The following is a 19542-nucleotide window of genomic DNA, read 5'->3' on the forward strand; positions in this document are numbered from 1 at the left end:
TAACCTTGTGGATGCTTACTGGGTTCGTTGATAAATCAATTGACCTTCTTTATAGGTTGCCAGTATTTTGATGTCTTTAATCTTTTGGGATGGAACTTTTAAAGGGTCTTGATCTAAAAGTACCAGATCAGCCAATTTCCCTTGCTCTAAGGTACCTTTATTCTTTTCTTCAAAGTACTGGTATGCAGCCCAATCGGTCACTGATTTTAAGGCAATATAGGGGCTGATCTTTTGATCCTCACCTAAAACATCTCCTGAGCGAGTCGTTCGGTTCACTGTAGTATCAATCACCATCATATTCTTGGGTGGAATAACAGGTGCATCATGATGTTCTGTAAAAATCATATTCTTGCGTAAAGCAGAGCCTGTTGGAGAAATTCGGTTGGCACGTGCTGTACCCAGTGTTTCATGTTTGTGCCAATCACCCCAATAGTAGGTATGTAGTGAAAAGAACGATGGAATCAGCCCAAGTCTTTTGGCTTGATCTAATTGATCTTCACGCATGGTTTGCGCATGAATGATGACATTGCGGCGGTCTGCGGCACCATATTGGTCATTTGCTTTTTCAATGGTCGTTAAATATTGATCGATTGCTGCATCACCATTGGCATGGGCAAGAATCTGCCAGTGATTCTGATAAGCAAGATTAATGGCATCTTGCACCTGCTTGATGTCAGGATAAGCCGGATAACCACGATAATCTTTGCTTTTGCCTTCAGGTGGAACAAGATAAGGCTGAGTTAGCCATGCAGTTTTGCCTTGAGGGGAACCATCTAGACTGATTTTTACCCCTCCAATTCTAAAATGGTTCTGATAATTTAGACTGCTGCCATTTTTAAGCATGTAGTTTTTTTCATTCATGATGTCTGGATATACCACAACATCAATATTTAATTGGTTAATGGCAGCAAAACTTCGCCATAACTCTGCTGTACCCTGATCGGCACGACCTTCTTGTACGGTGGTATAGCCATTTTTGATATAGGTATTGAGCGCTGTTTTCGCCATATTCTGCATAATCTCAGGTGGAACATGACTAAATGCAGTCATCATTGCCGAGAAAACGGCAGCCTCTTCAAGTACACCATTGGGCTCTTGAGAATTTGCTTTACGACGAATAATTCCACCAGTGGGATTGGGCGTGTTTTTATTGATATTTAAAACTTCAAGCGCCTTATGATTGACTGAGGCTAAATGTCCAGATTGGTGTAAAACAATAATGGGATGTTGAGTCGAAACCAAGTCTAAATCATCAGCGGTGGGGTGGCGCTTTTCATTCAGTTGGGCATCATCATAACCATTGCCAATAATCCAGCCTGCGGTTGCTTTAATAAATTCAGGATTGTTTTGCTGCCACAAGGAAAGTTCATGAATCAGCGATGGAATATCTGATACATTGCCATCAGGTGAGGGGTAGAGATTGGCAACGGTTTGCTGTAAACCCACACTGTTTAAATGGCTATGAGCATCAATAAAACCAGGCAGTAAGGTGTGGTGTTTTAAGTCAATTTCTTGGGTATTTTTTTGTTTAAATTTCTGCGCTTGTTTTAAATCACCTGCAAAGACAATTTTCCCATCTTTGACAAACAAGGCTTCTACATAATGCGGTGACATCCCTTGCATCGTTAGAATTGAACCGCCATAGAAAAGTGTACTGGCTTGAGAAAGAGAAGTCGTTATGTTTTGAGATTTTGTAGGAGCTGATGGGGGGAGATTGGCGCAACCACTGAGCATGCCAAAGCTACTGATGCAGATAATGGGCGCAATAAATCGAACACGTTGGGATGGATTACGTTGCAACATTGTGAATCGCCCTCATTTTTGTATTGTTAGAATTAAATGTTCATCGCTACAATTGAATTCAAAATAGCGTATTGAATAGAAATTAAATTAACAAAGATTTTGTGCCAAGTATAGAAATGATGTTTACTTTTCACATATTTAAACTGAACTAAGCTTTGATTTTTATCAGGATAGCTGAGGGAGTGCTCCAGACTAAATCAATCTTTTTCTAAAATAAAGGATACCCAGCAAGGCAAATGCTAAGCCGATAAAGGATGGTGCATAGCCAAAAGGTGTTGCTAGTAGACCAACGATGACTGCTCCAGCAACAGCGCCACCATAATTAAAAATATTGACCCGAGCAATAATTTCATCTCGTCGATTTTCATCTAAACGCCCCGCAGCGGAAAAGGTGAGTGGAACGAGTGCACCTACGGCGACACCTGCCAGTGCAAAACCAATAATCACTGTAATAAGTGAATGACTTATTCCCGATAGTGCACATCCGAATGCCCCAATCAGGATTGTCACCAAAGCAATCCATGTGGCTGTTTTAAATTGCAGTACATAATCCAGACTTAACCGCGTCAGTAATATTCCGATTTGATAGGCTGCATAACCTAAAGGGGCAATGGTTGCTGAACTTGCTAAAACATCTTTAAGGTAAATGGAACTCCATGTGCTGATTGCGGAGTCGACAGTAAATACAATCAGAATCATTAGCCCAAAAATGAGCAATTGTTGATATGGAATTGCTGGTTTTTCTTGCGGAGGTGATTCAGCACTTTGTTTTTGATTAAATAAACAGTTTCTTGACAATTGTGAGCTGATTAATGCAATGACCACTGCAATGCATAATGCTGCTGTGGCGCCCAGTGTTGTCGAAACAGTCGCTGACATAATCAATGCACCTAAAAATGCAGCTGCTGTATAACAAGCGAAGAAACCCCCAAATACACTTTTACCGAGTCGCTGTTCCATCATCACCGCTTGCATATTAAGTGCTGCATCTAAACAGCCTAGTCCAAGTCCATAAACGAAGAAGCTTGCAATCATAAGCAATATATTTGGACTAAATGCAGCAACAGCTATTCCAATCGCTTCAAAAATAAAACCCGTCACAATCGCAACGCGTGATCCAAGCTTGACTGCTATACGATCGGCTAAAATCGAACCAAGTGCTGCTGCTATGCATACCCCAAGGATAATGAGTGACAATAGATCATCTGAAAGTATGAATCGACTCTTAATGGTCGGAAGTGCAGTCATGACTGTCGCATAGCCAAGCCCTTGTGTAGCAAAACCGAGTGCAATCACTTTTTGTGTTTTACTGAGCGTGAGATTGTCCAAATGCTGGATAATGCTGTTTTGATCCATGCCTAACTCATTCCCTTCATTTATTGATTTTAGTTTTAGATGGCTATTTGATACTTCCTGTATCGGGCTGGTGTTATTTTGATTTGAAATAAATTTAATGAAAAGGGGGATAGCTGAAAAAAATAAGGGGGCAATTCGGACATCAATATTTTCAATCGGCAAATAAAAAGCCACTTAAAAGTGGCTTTTGTTAAATGCATGCAGTGATTTTACGAGTTTGGACCATCTACGCGTTCAATGTTAACGCGTGCTGTTCCTGAATTTGTAATACCTAAACGCTTTGCAGCGCCATAAGAGAGATCAAGTACACGGTTACCGTGGAATGGACCACGATCGTTGACTTTAACCACAACACTTTTACCATTGTCTTTATTGGTTACACGAATAAAGCAATTTAACGGCAGGCTACGATGAGCGGCTGTGAGATCATTCATATCGAATGTATCTCCGCTTGCCGTTTTACGACCATGGAACTGACGACCGTACCAAGATGCAACACCAGTTTGACTAAATTTGCGAACTGTATTAGAAGCAACTTCATTAAGTTTATCAATTACTGAAGGCTCATCTTCAGGAACTTGAATCTTTGCTGCAATAGTTTGACGACGGACTTGATCGCCAGAACGTTCAGTAATTGACAAACTGTTTAGGTTTGAAAAATGAGAATTAAAATTTGTTGAATCTTTGCTAATCACACGAGAAGCAAGACTCGAACTATCCGAATCATTATTTAAAAATGATGACTGAACCATTTCTGAGTTGACTTGCGTCATACCCAGACCCATGGTCAGGGCCATCACATATTTGAGTGAAGCATGCATCGTTTAACTCCTTGGAACCTCAATTCTAACTTTCTAAGTCGCTGAAAATTAACCATAGAGGTCTGTAAATTCACTTTTGCAACTGCATTTAACGGAAAGGATAATATTCAAGCTGTATTAAACGTGTCTAGCATTATTTAAGAAACCGTTACAAAAAGGACAAATTCTTACAGGTTTTGATTAAAAAATAATCAATATTGTAACAAGATATTTAAAAAGTATATAATGTGATCAAATTAACAAAAATATTTCTTGACTTATTTGCTTAATGCGAAATTGCAAGCCTTACCGACTTACAATTTCAGTGCCTAAAAGCCATAAAGCAGTGGCGTACATACGGCTTCTATTATATGTGGTTATTACTTGAAAATTAGGATAAGTAATATAATAAATAGGACCATTACTGTCTTGTAATTGAATAATATTGACCAAATCTAAATCATCAATTTTAACGATTGGATTTAATGGAGAAATCCCTAAATTTTTAAGCGAACCATATGGAACAGGTTGCGTTAAATCTTTGGCAATAATGGCATCAGGGTTATTTCCTGTATAACGTGCTAAAAATGCAATCGGTTGATCTCGTTGCCAACCATGCTGAGCGAGATAATTGGCAATCGAACCAATCGCATCAACAGCAGAATTACGTAAGTCGACATGTCCATTTCCATCATAATCCACACCAAACTTAGACACATTGCTTGGCATAAATTGTGGATAACCTACAGCACCTGCATAGGAGCCGACAATCGAGTTGGTTGGCACACCATCTTTATATGACCATGCAATGAGGGCACCGAGTTCATCCTGAAAATATTGAGCACGGCGAGGATAACCAAAACCCAGTGTTGCAAGCGCATCACGGGTGATGAATGAGCCCTTATTCGAGCCATAACCTGTTTCCACTCCAAGAATGCCCAGAATGATCGCTTGAGGCACACCAAACTGCTGTTCTGCACGGTTTAATGTATCTGCATACTGTTGTTTGAAGCGCACGCCACGTTGAATAGTGCCTTCAGCTAAAAAATTCGTCTTGTATTGATACCATGGCTTACTTTCACCTGGACGTTCCATAATGCTGATGATATTCGGCAAATTGCGTGAACCATTCATTGCCCAATCAATTTGTTCAGCACTTAAGCCGTAAGTTTGCATGGTTTTGGTTTTAAAATTATTGTATTCAGGGTTACTTGCAAAGTCATTGGCTTGACAAAAGCTGGTCAGTGAAAAAGCAGCCGCACAAAAAGTGATGTTTTTAACCTTTTGTAAAAGCCTAAAAGTAAACATAGGTTATATTTCCTAATTATTTATGATAAAAAATTATCGATGCGTATGTATCGACATCACAATGCCAAAAGTAGCCATTAAAGTAATAATTGCAGTTCCACCATAACTCATAAAAGGAAGTGGCACACCGACTACAGGTAAAATACCACTGACCATGCCTGCATTTACAAATACATAAACAAAAAATGACAAAGCAAAAGCACCGGCGACCAAACGTCCAAAATTATGGAAACACTGTAAACTCATTTGAAAGGTTCTAAAAATAATACAAAAGTAAATGGTAATTAAAAGCAAGATACCGATCAGCCCAAACTCTTCAGAAAATGCGGCGATGATAAAGTCAGTATGACCTTCTGGTAAAAAGTGTAAATGTGATTGCGTCCCTTCCAGGTAGCCTTTGCCCATAAAACCGCCTGAGCCAATTGCCGTCTTAGACTGAATAATGTTCCAACCCGTGCCTAAGGCATCAGCTTCAGGATTGAATAAAGTGAGAACACGCTGTCGTTGGTAATCATGTAATAGAAATTCCCAAGCCACTGGAATCACCACAGCAGCAGCACTGATCGCCCCTAAAATCATTTTCCATGAAAGCCCACTGAGAAAGAGTACGAAAATCCCACTGGCTAGGATCAAAAGTGATGTTCCCAGGTCGGGCTGTTCAGCGATCAGAATAAAAGGAATGCCAATCATCAATAAGGATAAAATTACGTTTTTAAAATTAGGCGGTAGAGGATTGCGTGACAAAAACCAAGCAATCATTAATGGCATACCAATTTTTAAGAATTCACTGGGTTGTACACTACCGAAGCCAGGGATACCAATCCAACGTTGTGCCCCCATGCGGACTTCACCAAATAACTTAACTGCAACCAGACATACCAAACCAAAAAGATAAAAATAAGGTGCAAATGCTTGATAAACTTTGGGAGGGACTTGAGCTAAGCTGCACATCACCAAGAAACCGATGCCGAAACTCATTGCTTGTTTGGAAACCAATCCCATATCCTGCGCAGATGCACTGTAAAGCACAGTTAAACCCAGTAGTGCGTTTAGAATGAGAAATAGACACAACCAAGGGTCAATATGTAGTCTTTGCCAACGAGAAGGGAGCGTGGCGGTGCTTAAACCATCACGAGGGGAATGTCGTAAAAATTTATATTGAGAGCTTGGTGCCATTGGTCTATTTTGTGCAAAAATATGTTTTGCGCATGCTACCACAATCCCCTCCGAAGGCAATGAATATCAATACTTCGCAACAAAATTATGTTTAACTTATTGAGCTGATTTTGATGATTAAGGTTATAAATTTAAAAATTAATCTGGCGATCTATGCAGTGACATTACGATATATTCAATAATTTTCAAAAATACCCCAAATGATAAATTTATAATTATGATTAATATTTTGAATTTATTGGAAAATAATAAATTGAGCATGTGAAAAAAATGCCCTTAATTGAAAGAGCATTTCTACATTAAAAAAATCAATTAAATTTTATGGATCAATTAAAAAATAAAGTGTCATAATATTCTGCAACTGCTGCAATTTCATCCTTATTTAAATTGGGAATCAATTTATCAATTGCGATATGTACTGCTTTGCCTACAGCCGCTGCCCCTATGTCTGCTGCTTTACGTTTAATCATCCCTAAATCTAGGGTTTTGTTAAAGTCGCGCATAAAGTGGTTGGTGGTTGCATCTGCAAACTGTTTAAATTGCTCTGCTAAAACTTCACGGTTGACATCGCCATTGGCTTGAACTTCCGCAAAACTATTTTTCAGGTTAGTGACCAAGTTAGCATCTAAGTTGACCCCAACACGATATTGACCTTGTGGATCTTTAAACAGACTGCGTTCTGAAAAATCTACAGACTGACGAACCACATCGTTGTCTGCCTTACTTAACAACTGTTTAAGTAGTACAGCAACGGTTGATTTGACGTAACCCGCAAGTTTTTCAGCAGTGTCTCGTTTGTCACTTGCAGGGAAGCGACGAACAAGTTCAATCAAAAGCGTATCAATGATTTCTTCATTGATAAGTAAAGCTGTTTGATCGCGTAAAGGATAGAGTGGTTCGTTAGAGTTTTTTTTCTCAATACCAGTCTGAATGTTCTTTAATAGTTCTTCAGATGGTACAAAACCAAAAAAAGGCATGTGTTCAACCTCAATGTTTATTGTCGCGCCAATCGAATTGGGCTTGGCATCCATGATTCATCAGATACACGACAAGGGTTAATATCTAAACCACCACGTCGTGTATATGTTGCATAAACCATCAGCTTTTCCGGTTTTAAATTTTGCCAAATATCGGCAAAGATTTGTTCCACGCATTGTTCGTGAAAACCGTTATGCTGACGATAGGAGATAATATAAGCTAAAATACTACGATAACAAGGTTTTTTACCTTGGTAACGGATAAAAACAGTTCCCCAGTCAGGTTGGCCCGTCACAGGGCAGTTACTTCTTAATAAGTGTGAAAATAGTTGAATTTCAATACTTTTATCTGTGTTTGAAGTCTCTTGATCAAAGCTCAAAAGACTGGCATCAGGGTGATTGACTAGGTGGTCAGGTTCTTGATCATCAATACAAATACCTGTTGGTTTTGTAATGTCTAGATCATCCACTTGAAACAGGGTCAATGTGACAGGTGCTTGTGCTGCTTGAGACAAATCTTTTTCAACAGTATCGATAAAAGCTTGATGGGAATTAAACTGAGTAAAGTTCATGCCATTAAAATACAGCTTGAGCGATTTCGATTCGATCAGATTTGGCGATGTAGCCGGGAGTGCAATACGCCCAATAGCAACTTGAGGAATTCCTTTCGCATTGAGCCAGGAAATTTCGAAAACATGCCACCAATCTTGACCTTGATATATGCCTTCAACTTCAGCATATTGTTCACGTGCTTGTGCACGTGAAATTGGAAAAAGAATTTCAGGTTGATAGGTGGTCGGGTAATTGGTTTCTTTACCCAATAAAGATTGTTCAACAGACATTATTCACGCATTCCTGAACCACGAGAAAGTAAATAGTACGCAATACCATAGAGTAAGCCACAGCAAAGTGTCACAATGATTAAAGACAAAGTAACATTGACATCGCTATGACCTAAAATTCCGAAACGGAAAGCATTGACCATATACACGATCGGGTTAACTAAAGAAAGATTTTGCCAAAATGGGCTTAAAGCACTGATCGAGTAAAATACCCCACCCAGATAAGTCAGGGGGGTTAAAACAAACGTGGGGATAATTGAAATATCATCAAAAGATTTTGCATATACCGCATTGATAAAGCCCCCTAAAGAGAACAGGAGCGAGGTCACAATCACAGTATATATGGTCACAAAAATATTATGTATATACAGGTCAGTGAAGAACATGCTCATTGCGGTGACAATCGCACCGACAAGTACGCCACGACAAACACCGCCGATTACATAGCCACATAAAACCATATGTAATGGAACAGGGCTCATGATAAGTTCTTCAATACTTTTTTGAAATTTAGCACTGAAAAAACTTGAGGATACGTTGGCATAACTGTTGGTAATCACAGCCATCATAATTAGACCAGGTACGATGAATTGCATATAGCTAAATCCACCCATTTGACCAATCCGCGAACCCACCAAATTACCAAAGATTACAAAGTATAAACTCATGGTAATTGCAGGTGGCAATAGGGTTTGTGGCCAGATCCGCATAAAGCGGCGAATTTCTTTTAAGACGAGTGTGTAGAGTGCAATTTGCAGTTGATTAAAATTCATTGTGCTGCTCCTTGCAGATTTTTCTCCACCATTTTGACAAACAGTTCTTCCAAGCGATTAGATTTATTACGCATGCTACGTACACGAATGCCTTGAGCTTCTAAAAGCTGGAATAAATCATTTAAAGCGTGTGCTTTGTCCATCGTGACTTCTAATGTCATAGGATCAATTAAATTAAATTTAACCCCAATGATATCAATGGTGATCGGCTCAATCGGATATTCCAAATCAAAAATAAATGATTCTTCACTGAGTTGATTTAAAAAAGCTTTCATCGAGGTATCTTCTTTAATTACACCACGGTCAATAATCGCGATTTGGCGACAAAGCATTTCAGCTTCTTCCAAATAGTGTGTGGTTAAAATAATAGAAGTGCCTTTTTCATTGATTTCAGTGAGGAAGTCCCACATTGAGCGACGCAGTTCGATGTCTACACCAGCAGTTGGCTCATCCAAGATTAAAAGTTTCGGTTCATGCATCATAGCGCGGGCAATCATTAAACGGCGTTTCATGCCTCCAGATAACATTCGACCTTGGGTATTGCGTTTTTCCCATAATCCGAGTTTTTCTAAATATTCTTCAGCACGTTTTTGTGCAATTTTTGGAGGAATACCGTAGTAGCCTGCCTGTGTCACTAAGATATCAAAGATCTTTTCAAATTGACCAAAGTTAAACTCTTGAGGCACGACACCCAGACATTGTTTTGCATTTGATGGATGGGTGTCTAAATTGTGTCCAAAAATTTCCACGGTTCCTGAAGTTTTACGTGTCAAGGAACTGATAATACCGATTGTTGTAGATTTACCCGCACCATTCGGTCCTAAAAGTGCGTAGAACTCTCCTTCTGGAACAGTTAGATTGATTCCTTTGAGTGCTTGGAATCCATTTCTATAGGTTTTCGATAAATCTCTTAACGTCAGGGCATCAGTCATGAAATTCTCACATGGTTTCAGGAGTGTGTATTGTGAGCGATCTTTTTGAATAAACCAAGTAAGTTAGACGGAATTCTGCCTTGCAATTATAGAACATTGTTTAAAGCATGATCATTAATGAAAAGAGTTGTTTTATAAATGCTTTACCTGATGGTTTTTTTTGTTATGATGTGCCATCTCAATTTAAGCGCCCATAGCTTAACTGGATAGAGTACAGGTTTCCGAAGCCTGTGGAGTGGGTTCGAGTCCCGCTGGGCGTACCATCTTGCTGTTCCTCCTTGTTCCAATTTGTCTCAAAACCCTTTATATTAAAAGCATTCGTAGAATTCATTGTCGCAGTTTGTCGCATGATGTACCGCCATTTCTCAAGTTTTTAACGGTACTTTATACGGTATACCGCAAAATCCAATAAAAATGTACCGTAAAAAATGGCTAAACTCGTTGTAAGTCTCACAGACTGAAACCTGATGCCAAGATAGATTTACAATGCATGTATTTTTGCTTTAGACAATCTTTTTTTGAAAGAGATGAGCATGACGAAGTGAGCTTAAAATAGAGTTACACGTATAATAGAGAACTATAATACATATGGTTTTATAAAGCTCCCAACAAAAAACGAGATTTAACAGCTCTTGAGTTTTGTTTCGAACCTACAATGTATACTTGAAGATCAGAATATATGACTTTTAACCTCATTATTCAGGTTGATAAAGTGATAAAAAATTATCAGAAAGTAAAGCCTTCTTTAAGACGATGAACCTACATCATTTTATTAACTATTGCTTAGGTAGCTACTTGGCATGAAGCCCCCAATATTAAAAGCAATAGAAAAATTATAAGTTACTCAATAAACCGACCTAAGATTGGTCAGTAAATAACTTTATCGGATTTTCTACCTATCGAATATTTTTTGTTCTATATTTTATCTTCACAATTATAAGGAAATTAGAATGAAAAAATTAACAATAGCTTTGCTGACAGGGTTAATGAGTGCGAGTGGATGGAGTGCTTGCACATACGACTTCAATGTCACACAGGCACAAATTGATACTTATAACTCTTCACATTCTAGAAAAAAAGAGTTGATGACAACTATCAATACATCAACTCAAGAAGGAATATCAGTAATAAAATTAATGGGTAATCCTACTATAGATCAAGTATTAGCTTCTGCTGCTACATTGAATGGGATTCCAGATAAGAATGTAGTGAATAATGGAACTATTGCCTTCGAGGCGGAAATTGACACTTCTCAGCTTCAAAACTTATTAACTGGATCAACCCAAGAAATACAACAAATGGGATTTGTAGTTGTTGGAAGTTCTGCATCTGGAATGGAATTAGGTATTCAGTTAGCTCAAGCTTTAGTAAATAATTCCCCACCATCAGCAAATGGGAACCAACTTGTAATTGTTGGGGGGAGTTACCAGACTACAAATGGGCAACCAGGATTTAAAGATATTGATCCAAGAAGTTTCTCAATTCAAGTTCCCTCAAATGGAAAAGTAAGATTTGGTGTTTATATTAATCAACAATCAAAACAACTTGGTTTTATTGTTAACGGTGTGAATTATGGGTATATGAACGTAACTGCTAATAACCCAATAACTAAAATTGGATTTTTTGCAGAGTCGCAATCTGCTCCAAATGCTAATTCGAAATTTATTGGCAAGCCTATAACTTTTAAATTAATCACAGATTCCACAAAAATGACCCAAACCTATCCAACAGGTACCAAAGACATCTGTGGGAATACTATTTAAAAGTTGAAATTCATTTAACCGCCTTCGGTTTTTTTACATCAAAAGCCCGCCTTTTATGCGGGCTTTTTTTATTGGTGGGAAAGTGAAATGAGAGAACAAACAAGCCGTTTAGTAATTGAAATCAGCTCTGAACAAGCTAAAAAGAATGCAGAGGATTAAAAAATTTAATGATGGCGAACAGGCTGGTGATTTATCTTCGAAACTTGGCAAATGTGCCTACAAAAGTATGGGTTATTCAATGTTAAAAGAGATTTGTCTAGCCGGATTGTGGTCGGGGGATGAGTCAAAATTTTTGTAAATCGTGTAATAAACCCACAATGACTGAAAAAAACATTGTCAATCATGTCATATAGGGAATAAAAGAGAGTTCTTTTCGTTGTCCGTATTTATTTTTTGATGGTGATTTTGCTTTGATCACAACGAAACTATTACAAGCAGAGACCCATGATGATGAAGCAGTTTGGATAACAACCAATGTTAATACGACATTTCAGCATTATTTTTAAGAATAATTGATCATAAAAGTACCCTTCAAATTAGCCTAAAAGTGTCTAATTTTCGGGGTACAGTCCATGAGTAGTTTTATTATTCAGGCTAAGCATGAACAATAAAAAATTGAATACCCTATACTTCACTTGAAAAAGTTTTGAGTTGATTATCCAAGAGATTATGATGAACCAGTTTTATGCTGCACTGTGGTTTGTTTCTGCTTATGGCTTGGCATATAGTCTGGTTCGCTAGACATTGCCAAATACAGGAAGGTAAAAAAGATAAAAGTTAAAATACCAACAATAGCAATGAATTTCCAAGCTAATGTCGTTGATTCTAGGTCATCAGATGAGGGCGTATTTTTCATATAAAATCTCAAAGAGAAAAAAGATAAATGAACATGCCTTATATCATAAAATTGATCGAAGTACTTTCTCAGAATATTAGTAAGCAGTTTCTATTCCTTAAAACAGCAACTTGGTTTTATTTATTGAGTATTGTTTAGTTTGGTTTTTATATAAAAGATCTTGAAAGATAAATGTACTAATTTGGACGAGTAAAATTATCTTAAATATCTACCTTAAGATCAAATATTATGAATATTGACTCAAAATTTGAGTTTCGCAATGAATTATCTTAAGATTCAAACTGATTAAAATATCATCATATAAATGATAGATCTTTCACAAAATAGTTCACGAACATGGATGAACCCATCATGGTTAAATATAACAGGCAGCAGATCATACATTTTTTTATACTTTTCATTTGTCTTTCAGTACTTTCAATTGTTTCTAGCCTTGCTAAGGCTGAAGGTAACTGTCCTCCAGGCTATTATCCAGTGGGTGGTCAGGGTGTACAAGGCTGTGCGCCGATTCCAAATTATGGTGGCGGAGGAGGGTATGCTGAGCCCAGCTATCGCTCACCAACGACAGAAGGTTATGTTGCAGCAGGAACAAATGGAGTAATTGGTGTTGCAACTGCAAAAATTTTCCGAGGAAAATTAGAAGAGAAAGCCTTACAAGATTGTGAAAAAAAAGGAGGCACAGGCTGTCAGATTTGGTTCACATATGATGACAATCATTGTGCAACAATTGGACAGGCTGAAGGAACCAATAGACTCTATCGAGCACGTACAACAGCTGGCGAAGTGAAAGATGTTATTCCAGTACTCGTTCCTGGAAGCAGAAAAGCTTTGGGACGCAAGAAAGTTGTAGATGCATGTCGTGCTGATGGTTTTCCAGAATCTCAATGTAAGATTATTTATCAAGATTGCCGGAGATTAAATCTGCCCTAATAGTTAAAATATATGGCTGAAAATGGATGTGTTTGGTAGGGGAGATAATCTAAACCTTACCCATCAAATTTTTTTCTCTATATTTTCATTTGCCTAAGAACATGGTTGGATCGAGTGAGACATTCAACGACACCACGAGATTTCAACCTTAAAAACACAATGGCAGCATTGCAAACTTAATCTTCATACACCTCTGCTAAGCCCTGAAAAACGTCTTAAATGAATAGCGCGGTATTATTTTTAGGAATCGCTTTAAAGCTTATGTTCATAAGTACTCTATTCGAGGCATTATGGTTTTCTTGTTAAAGCTTTCACTCAACATGGTCTTATTGAATAAGCAGAGTGCAAATCAATATACGCGTGTTGAATGATTCAAGGGAAATTATTGGATTATCTTGACTGCATAGAAATAGTTCGACATCGTGTAAATTAAAGCTAATTTTTACATTGTTCCATCTTGTAGGTATTGTAGATTAAATGATTTTAATAATTTAATCTATTGAAAATTATGATTTTAATTTATCTTGACTTATGATTGCTTAATATGGTTGTATTATACAACTATGTTGCGGTGCTGAGAGATGATTGCTCAAGATACAGTAGAGACTATTCGTAAATTCTCAAGAATTATGGTGAGAGAACTAGGGTTTATGAATCCAACCTTGGCAGCAACGACTTATTCAGCTTCTGCTGTACATGCTTTACTTGAAATAGAAAATCATAAAGAAATAACAGCGGCCGAGTTAAAACATTTATTAGGATTGGAAAAATCAAGCATTAGTCGAATGCTCAATAAGTTGAATGAAAGTGGTGAAATAAAAGAAGTACAGAAAGGTACTGATGCAAGATACAAGTCACTTCAGTTAACTGATCAAGGGCTTGATACTGTAAAGAAAATAAACAATTATGCTGATAAACAAGTGATGGATGCGTTAAATCACATCTTAATTTCTGATCAAAAAACAATTGCTCAAGGGCTTAAATTTTATGCAGAAGCTTTAGTGGCTTGTCATAAAGAAAAAGCTCTACAGTTAGGTCAAAATATTGAAATTGTATCAGGATATCGTGCAGGTATGATCGGGCGGATGACTGAAATGCATGGTACATATTATTCAAAGAATTATAACTTTGGACATTTTTTTGAAGCTAAAGTTGCTGCCTCGATTGCTGAATTTTCCCAACGTATAAATAGGGACTGTAATAAGATTTGGTTGGCGATACACCATGACCAAATCATTGGTTCAGTTGCTATAGATGGAGAAGATTTAAACAATCATGAAGCTCATCTACGTTGGTTTATTCTTGATGAGGATTATCAAGGCTATGGCATAGGAAGAAAGCTTTTAAATGAGGCAATCAATTTCTGTGATCAACAAGCATTTTCTACAGTTCAATTATGGACATTTAGTGGGCTAGATGCTGCGCGTAAATTGTATGAATCATTTGGATTCAAATTAGTAAAAGAATGTGCAGGAGATCAATGGGGTAAAACAGTATTGGAGCAGCAGTTTACTCGAAAAAAATTAGAATAACATCAGTTTATGTGTGCATCACATCATTTTTTCAAGTTTAACAAGATCATATTTGCTTCAGTAAAAACGGAAAAATCCTATAAAATCGGTAATTTAAAGTTCGGGTCCAGATCAGCACCAATCATTGAGCATTTAACTTAATGATGTTGTAAAAATATCAGATGACGGATTAAATATTTTAAATTAAATTTTAATCAGTGAGAAATCAAGGAAAGCTTCAGGTAAATGTGAGGCTTGTTTATACTGCAAAACAATTTAAATCTCATTAGGTTTTTTTGTTTACAACCCAATAGATAAGTTAAAAATGTCAGTGATAAACAAGCAGTATATTGAATAGTCTCAATATCGTAGAGATAGCTGAGAAAAGTGATTGAATAGATTATCCGCCAAAACAAAATTCAATACATATTTTGTTTAAAAATTTTTAAAATTATGTTAATAATCAAAAACTTAAAATATTCAATGCAATCTAATCAAGATGATGCTCAGCTTTAAAGCGTTCCAAGTTACGCAGAGCTGTTTGATAACGAGATTGTACTTGGCTGCTATTGATACGGAGATCGTATAATTTCTGTTTATAACTATCCCGATCTTTATCAGAAAGATTTTTATACTCCAATCTTTCTAGATAATAATTCATATCATTTTGCGATTTATTAAAATCTGAATTTGCAGAAAAATACTGATTTGCGACTTGATAATAACTACGAAGAGATTCACGTTTCTCTAGAGGACAAATTCGATAATTACCGCGACCTTCCAAAGCTTCATAAAAAATGTTTTCAGGTTGACAATAAGCACTCAAACCTTTTTGATAGCCTTTTTCATATAAATTCTGATTAGGAATAATATTGGCTTTTTGGCAAGCAGAGTAGTATTGATCTAAATGAGGGTTGGAACCAGATGAACCATCTTTTTCACCAACATTAAACCAATTTGCAGTTTTGCATTGCTCAATACTCATTGCCGCACAGCCTGAAAGTAAAACTGTAAAAGTAGATAAAACTACTATAAATTTCATTAAATAATTTCCTAACTACGATTGAGCAACTTTCTAAAAAATATTTTATCATGACAATATCGTCAATATTCTAATAAAAAGAGAAAAATGACAATGAATGTGTATTGATTTGGTTGAATAATCAACTTTTTGTAGAATTGAATTTCAGGCGTTAAAGACTTTTAAAAATGATTCAATATATTAAAAATAACTTTCCGATTATTGTACTGTTGTTAATTGTGATCGGTGGCTTTGGTTATCCCTTTTATTCAGGGAAATGGGTTGTTGCACCTAAATTAAATGAAATCGATGCGAAATGTTATGGAATTGATGTCCCAGACGATATTCCATATGGTAGATCCGAGTACTTTTGTTCATGTATGAGAATGCTGCATAATAAAAAAGACAATTTAGGGATTGAGTACTGTAAAAAACTAATAAATAAAGAAAAAAAAATAAATTTTTTATTTTTGTGAGTTTAAACGGAGATCAATAAAAAAAATCTAAACAGAATGTAATATGGATGATTTGTTTTGTTGAGAGAAATGGAGCGAATTGGATGTGTAAATTTTGCATAGTGATTGAACGGATTACAGATAGATATAAAGTATTTATAAAAACATTTGTCGTGAATGTTGAAGAATTTAACTACATTCATTTAAAATAGACTTAAAATTTTAGTGATAAATAATATGAATATTAATGAATTAGACGAAAAATATGAAGCGTTTAAGTTAAGTCAGCACTTTCCTGAAAAAGAGCTTGATCAGAAATTTATAAAGAAAAACAGGTAACTAAATGACCTCAAATCAATTATGGATAATATGCTTTGTAATATATTGTTTCTGCAACATTTTTTTATTCTTGCACGACCGGATGACGAATGTTCACAGATGGCAAAAAATTATGTGATTTTAGTCGATGGTAAGGAAGTTACCTTGAATGTGAACCAGTCTCATCAATTTTATGACAAAGAAAATTATTTAAAGTGGTTACACGGTGAAATATTGAAATGAATGTTCTATCGAGATTTACAGTAAGTTAAAGTATGTTGATGTTTATTGATTTATTAAATTGAAAAATCGAGTGGATGGTTGATTGTTAGCTTGAATGGATATAAGTATATAAATCTTTTTAATATAAGGTCTTTTTCTAAAAAGGTTTGTAAATTTTATGTTATTAGTGTATAAAAAAAGAACAACAAAAAAATGAGGGTGATCACATGATATATAAATCAATAAACATCGCTTTTTTCTTATTTATGTTTGTTGTTCTTACATTGTTGGTACATCTCTTTGGGAATCTTCCATCTGGGGTGTGGGTTTTAAAATAATGCAATTTGATTGAAAGGCTCATCTCAGGATGGGCTTTTTTATGCAGAATTTTTTGAGAAATATTGTTTATTAATAAATAAAAATAGTTGAAAGTGTGACAGTTCTGTTAATAGTTTATAATTTTTAAAAAAATTAAGTGATTGAAAAATATAAAAAAGAAAATGGTTTCTGAAATTTAATGTTATAAAATTTCACATATTCTTTCATAACTAACATATTGAAATACATCGATTTTATTTTGATGTTATTTCTATTACACCTTTTTTAATTCAGTACGAGGAATGTCATGTTTAAGACTGCAGCATTATTAGGCACTGGGATCGCAATTGGTTGTTATTATCAGTCCCATAAAAATGGCGCTGATAAGACCAAACCAAAAAATCTAACGAAGACAAGCAAAAACGATAAGAATGATGAGAAGCAAACTCAACCTCAGACCTAACCATCTATTCCAACAAGCCTCTGATTTACAGAGGCTTGTTGGCAAATATAAATAATTTTGTTATATGAGTTTTAAACTTTTAATAAAAATTTCTTATCTCTTTGTTTTTTTAATCTCGTATGCTTCTCAGTACTCTTCATTTTTTAGTGTCGTTCATTGATTATTGAGCATTCATAGTATTTAATTATTATTTAGTATTTCTAATATTTTTTATTGATTTAAAAGAAAATTTTAAAAATTGTCATTTAATGCCAATGTACTTGATTTGCTTTGACTTAAAATTTGAACCAGAAATTACTTTGTAGTTTCAAGCTTTACCTAATAGAAGCTTTTCATGTAATTGCCCACATTATCCAATCATGTGGGTTTTTTTTAGGGCATATTTTTATGATGTTACGTATTAGACAATTGATCTGCATTCATGCTTTTGAATATCCCGATATAAGTCGCATAAAAGAATGTAGGAAATGTGGGAAAATTAGCAGTATTGATGTCAAGTGACGAAATTTCATCTATAAATCCAATTAAACTTTTTGTTCCCCGTAGGAAAATTGATGCATTCTTTGATTATTCAAATCAGCATTGTGACCATTGCAATCATTGGACTAATTTATTATGCAAACAAATCTTAGTTTGAATTCTATGGCTAGTCGAATTATCGCAATCAAATAAAATATCAAATGTATAATATTATAAATAATCTTTATGATTTCTGTAGGGAACAAGTAGCGAATTCGCAATCTTGGTTGGATGAGCTCCAAGTCCTATGGTAGAACTTAATCTTCTTATTTCTATTGAGATTAATCATGAAAAAAATATTATTAATTTCCTCTATTTTAACTGCAGTTTTTTTAGTGGGATGTAATGCAAAAGACAAAGAAAATACGAATATGTCAACAGGAGAAGCAAGTAGTGCTGTTGCTCAGGTAGACAGCAATGAGTCAAATCAAAAAACAGTGAAATATGAAACTGAAGATAAAAAGCAATTTACGCTTCAAACAACGGATAATTTTGCTACTGCAACTTTGACAGATAGTGAAGGGCATAATTATTCACTTAAAGAAGTTCCTGCTGGCAGTGGAATGCGTTTAGAGGGTGAAAATGGTGTGTCAATTCATTCCAAGGGTGATGAAGCAACCATAGAGCTTGCAAAAGACAAGTCTCTATCTGTGAAGGAAGTTAAATAAAGTTTGCTATAAATTGCCCCACCTTTTGGTGGGGTTTTTTACGGAAAGGTTGTCAATCATTCGAGGCTGTTCCAGATTGGCTCCGGTCTAAATCTTATCATTTTAAACTCTGTTTATTTTCTTAGATCAAGCGATCACGATACTATTCATTAGACTTGTGCAGGGGGGGGAAGCCCTGTTCATATGTATACATAAACAATGAGATATCATAGATTAGTGTGATGACGACTTTATTTAGAAATCGTTATGAAAATATATTTTTGTCTATATTTATTTAGTTTGATCACATTCTTCTTTGATGGTTAGTTGATATAATTTGATCATTTTCAATTTTGCATAATTTTAATTTTAATCTGCTTTATCTAGCAGATCGAATCTTCTGATTATATTGAGATGATTATTTTTAATTTTAATAATATAAGCTTTATCATATCGCACATTTATCGGCGTTAGATAAAAAACTTATATTGTGATAGTTATCACAATCATTTTTTAGTGGTGATTGATTTAGAATTATCCTATGCGCTGATC

The 19542-nt window shown here is 35.7% G+C and carries 17 protein-coding genes and 1 tRNA gene; 7 read left to right on the forward strand and 11 right to left on the reverse strand.

The genetic code is table 11. The features are described from left to right. Positions 1-15: 15 nt before the first annotated feature. From IMO47_RS07415 to IMO47_RS07455, 9 genes are all read right to left on the reverse strand, one after another. A complete protein-coding gene (locus tag IMO47_RS07415; protein WP_196074594.1) occupies positions 16-1803 on the reverse strand; it encodes an amidohydrolase in 1788 nt (595 codons plus the stop codon). Between the two features lie 192 nt (positions 1804-1995). Continuing rightward, entirely contained in the window at positions 1996-3159 is a 1164-nt protein-coding gene (locus IMO47_RS07420; RefSeq protein ID WP_196074593.1) for an MFS transporter, read from the reverse strand. 209 nt (positions 3160-3368) lie between these two features. Further along, positions 3369-3980, reverse strand: coding sequence for a septal ring lytic transglycosylase RlpA family protein (locus IMO47_RS07425; RefSeq protein WP_198426920.1), 612 nt, complete (start codon positions 3978-3980; stop codon positions 3369-3371). Between the two features lie 285 nt (positions 3981-4265). Further along, positions 4266-5267, reverse strand: a complete 1002-nt coding sequence (gene mltB, locus IMO47_RS07430) for a lytic murein transglycosylase B (RefSeq protein ID WP_196077503.1) — start codon at positions 5265-5267, stop codon at positions 4266-4268. Between the two features lie 33 nt (positions 5268-5300). Then, a complete protein-coding gene (gene rodA, locus IMO47_RS07435; protein WP_196077504.1) occupies positions 5301-6443 on the reverse strand; it encodes a rod shape-determining protein RodA in 1143 nt (380 codons plus the stop codon). A gap of 326 nt (positions 6444-6769) precedes the next feature. Beyond that, positions 6770-7420: a hypothetical protein gene (locus tag IMO47_RS07440; protein ID WP_196077502.1), complete on the reverse strand. Its 651-nt coding sequence runs from the start codon at positions 7418-7420 to the stop codon at positions 6770-6772. 17 nt (positions 7421-7437) lie between these two features. Continuing rightward, a complete protein-coding gene (gene queF, locus IMO47_RS07445; RefSeq protein ID WP_196077501.1) occupies positions 7438-8262 on the reverse strand; it encodes an NADPH-dependent 7-cyano-7-deazaguanine reductase QueF in 825 nt (274 codons plus the stop codon). After that, positions 8262-9035: an ABC transporter permease gene (locus IMO47_RS07450; RefSeq protein ID WP_100884796.1), complete on the reverse strand. Its 774-nt coding sequence runs from the start codon at positions 9033-9035 to the stop codon at positions 8262-8264. The genes queF and IMO47_RS07450 overlap by 1 nt, the downstream gene beginning before the upstream one ends. After that, positions 9032-9967, reverse strand: a complete 936-nt coding sequence (locus IMO47_RS07455; protein ID WP_196077500.1) for an ABC transporter ATP-binding protein — start codon at positions 9965-9967, stop codon at positions 9032-9034. Before IMO47_RS07455 ends, IMO47_RS07450 begins: the two co-directional genes overlap by 4 nt. A 187-nt stretch (positions 9968-10154) precedes the next feature. On the opposite strand from IMO47_RS07455, the gene IMO47_RS07460 reads away from it, so the two are divergent. After that, positions 10155-10230, forward strand: a tRNA-Arg gene (locus IMO47_RS07460). A 687-nt stretch (positions 10231-10917) separates the two neighbouring features. Further along, positions 10918-11730 (forward strand): DUF4882 family protein, encoded by an 813-nt coding sequence (locus tag IMO47_RS07465; protein WP_196077499.1) that lies wholly within the window; start codon positions 10918-10920, stop codon positions 11728-11730. 667 nt (positions 11731-12397) lie between these two features. Here the strand turns inward: IMO47_RS07465 and IMO47_RS07470 are convergent. Continuing rightward, on the reverse strand, positions 12398-12586 hold the full coding sequence (locus tag IMO47_RS07470) for a hypothetical protein (protein ID WP_196077498.1): 189 nt from the start codon (positions 12584-12586) through the stop codon (positions 12398-12400). 351 nt (positions 12587-12937) lie between these two features. Between IMO47_RS07470 and IMO47_RS07475 the strand changes: the two genes are divergently transcribed. Both IMO47_RS07475 and IMO47_RS07480 read left to right on the forward strand, forming a co-directional pair. Then, a complete protein-coding gene (locus IMO47_RS07475; protein ID WP_196077565.1) occupies positions 12938-13516 on the forward strand; it encodes a DUF4189 domain-containing protein in 579 nt (192 codons plus the stop codon). A gap of 581 nt (positions 13517-14097) precedes the next feature. Next, the gene (locus IMO47_RS07480) at positions 14098-15048 is read left to right on the forward strand and encodes a helix-turn-helix domain-containing GNAT family N-acetyltransferase (RefSeq protein WP_196075353.1); all 951 of its coding nucleotides are present in this window, start codon (positions 14098-14100) and stop codon (positions 15046-15048) included. Between the two features lie 469 nt (positions 15049-15517). On the opposite strand, the gene IMO47_RS07485 is transcribed toward IMO47_RS07480, so the two are convergent. Continuing rightward, positions 15518-16069: a DUF2799 domain-containing protein gene (locus tag IMO47_RS07485; RefSeq protein WP_196076415.1), complete on the reverse strand. Its 552-nt coding sequence runs from the start codon at positions 16067-16069 to the stop codon at positions 15518-15520. 167 nt (positions 16070-16236) lie between these two features. Here IMO47_RS07485 and IMO47_RS07490 point away from each other — a divergent pair, with 167 nt between their 5' ends. The 3 genes from IMO47_RS07490 to IMO47_RS07500 all read left to right on the forward strand — a co-directional run bounded on the left by IMO47_RS07490 (position 16237) and on the right by IMO47_RS07500 (position 19011). Next, entirely contained in the window at positions 16237-16524 is a 288-nt protein-coding gene (locus IMO47_RS07490; RefSeq protein ID WP_196077857.1) for a hypothetical protein, read from the forward strand. Between the two features lie 1144 nt (positions 16525-17668). Beyond that, complete coding sequence (locus tag IMO47_RS07495; RefSeq protein ID WP_196077195.1) at positions 17669-17824, forward strand: hypothetical protein; 156 nt, start codon at positions 17669-17671, stop codon at positions 17822-17824. A gap of 806 nt (positions 17825-18630) precedes the next feature. Beyond that, complete coding sequence (locus IMO47_RS07500) at positions 18631-19011, forward strand: MliC family protein (protein WP_196075174.1); 381 nt, start codon at positions 18631-18633, stop codon at positions 19009-19011. Positions 19012-19542: the final 531 nt, after the last annotated feature.

It is taken from the genome of Acinetobacter sp. Res13-Abat-PEC15-P4-01, assembly GCF_015676285.1.
GTDB lineage: Bacteria > Pseudomonadota > Gammaproteobacteria > Pseudomonadales > Moraxellaceae > Acinetobacter > Acinetobacter nematophilus.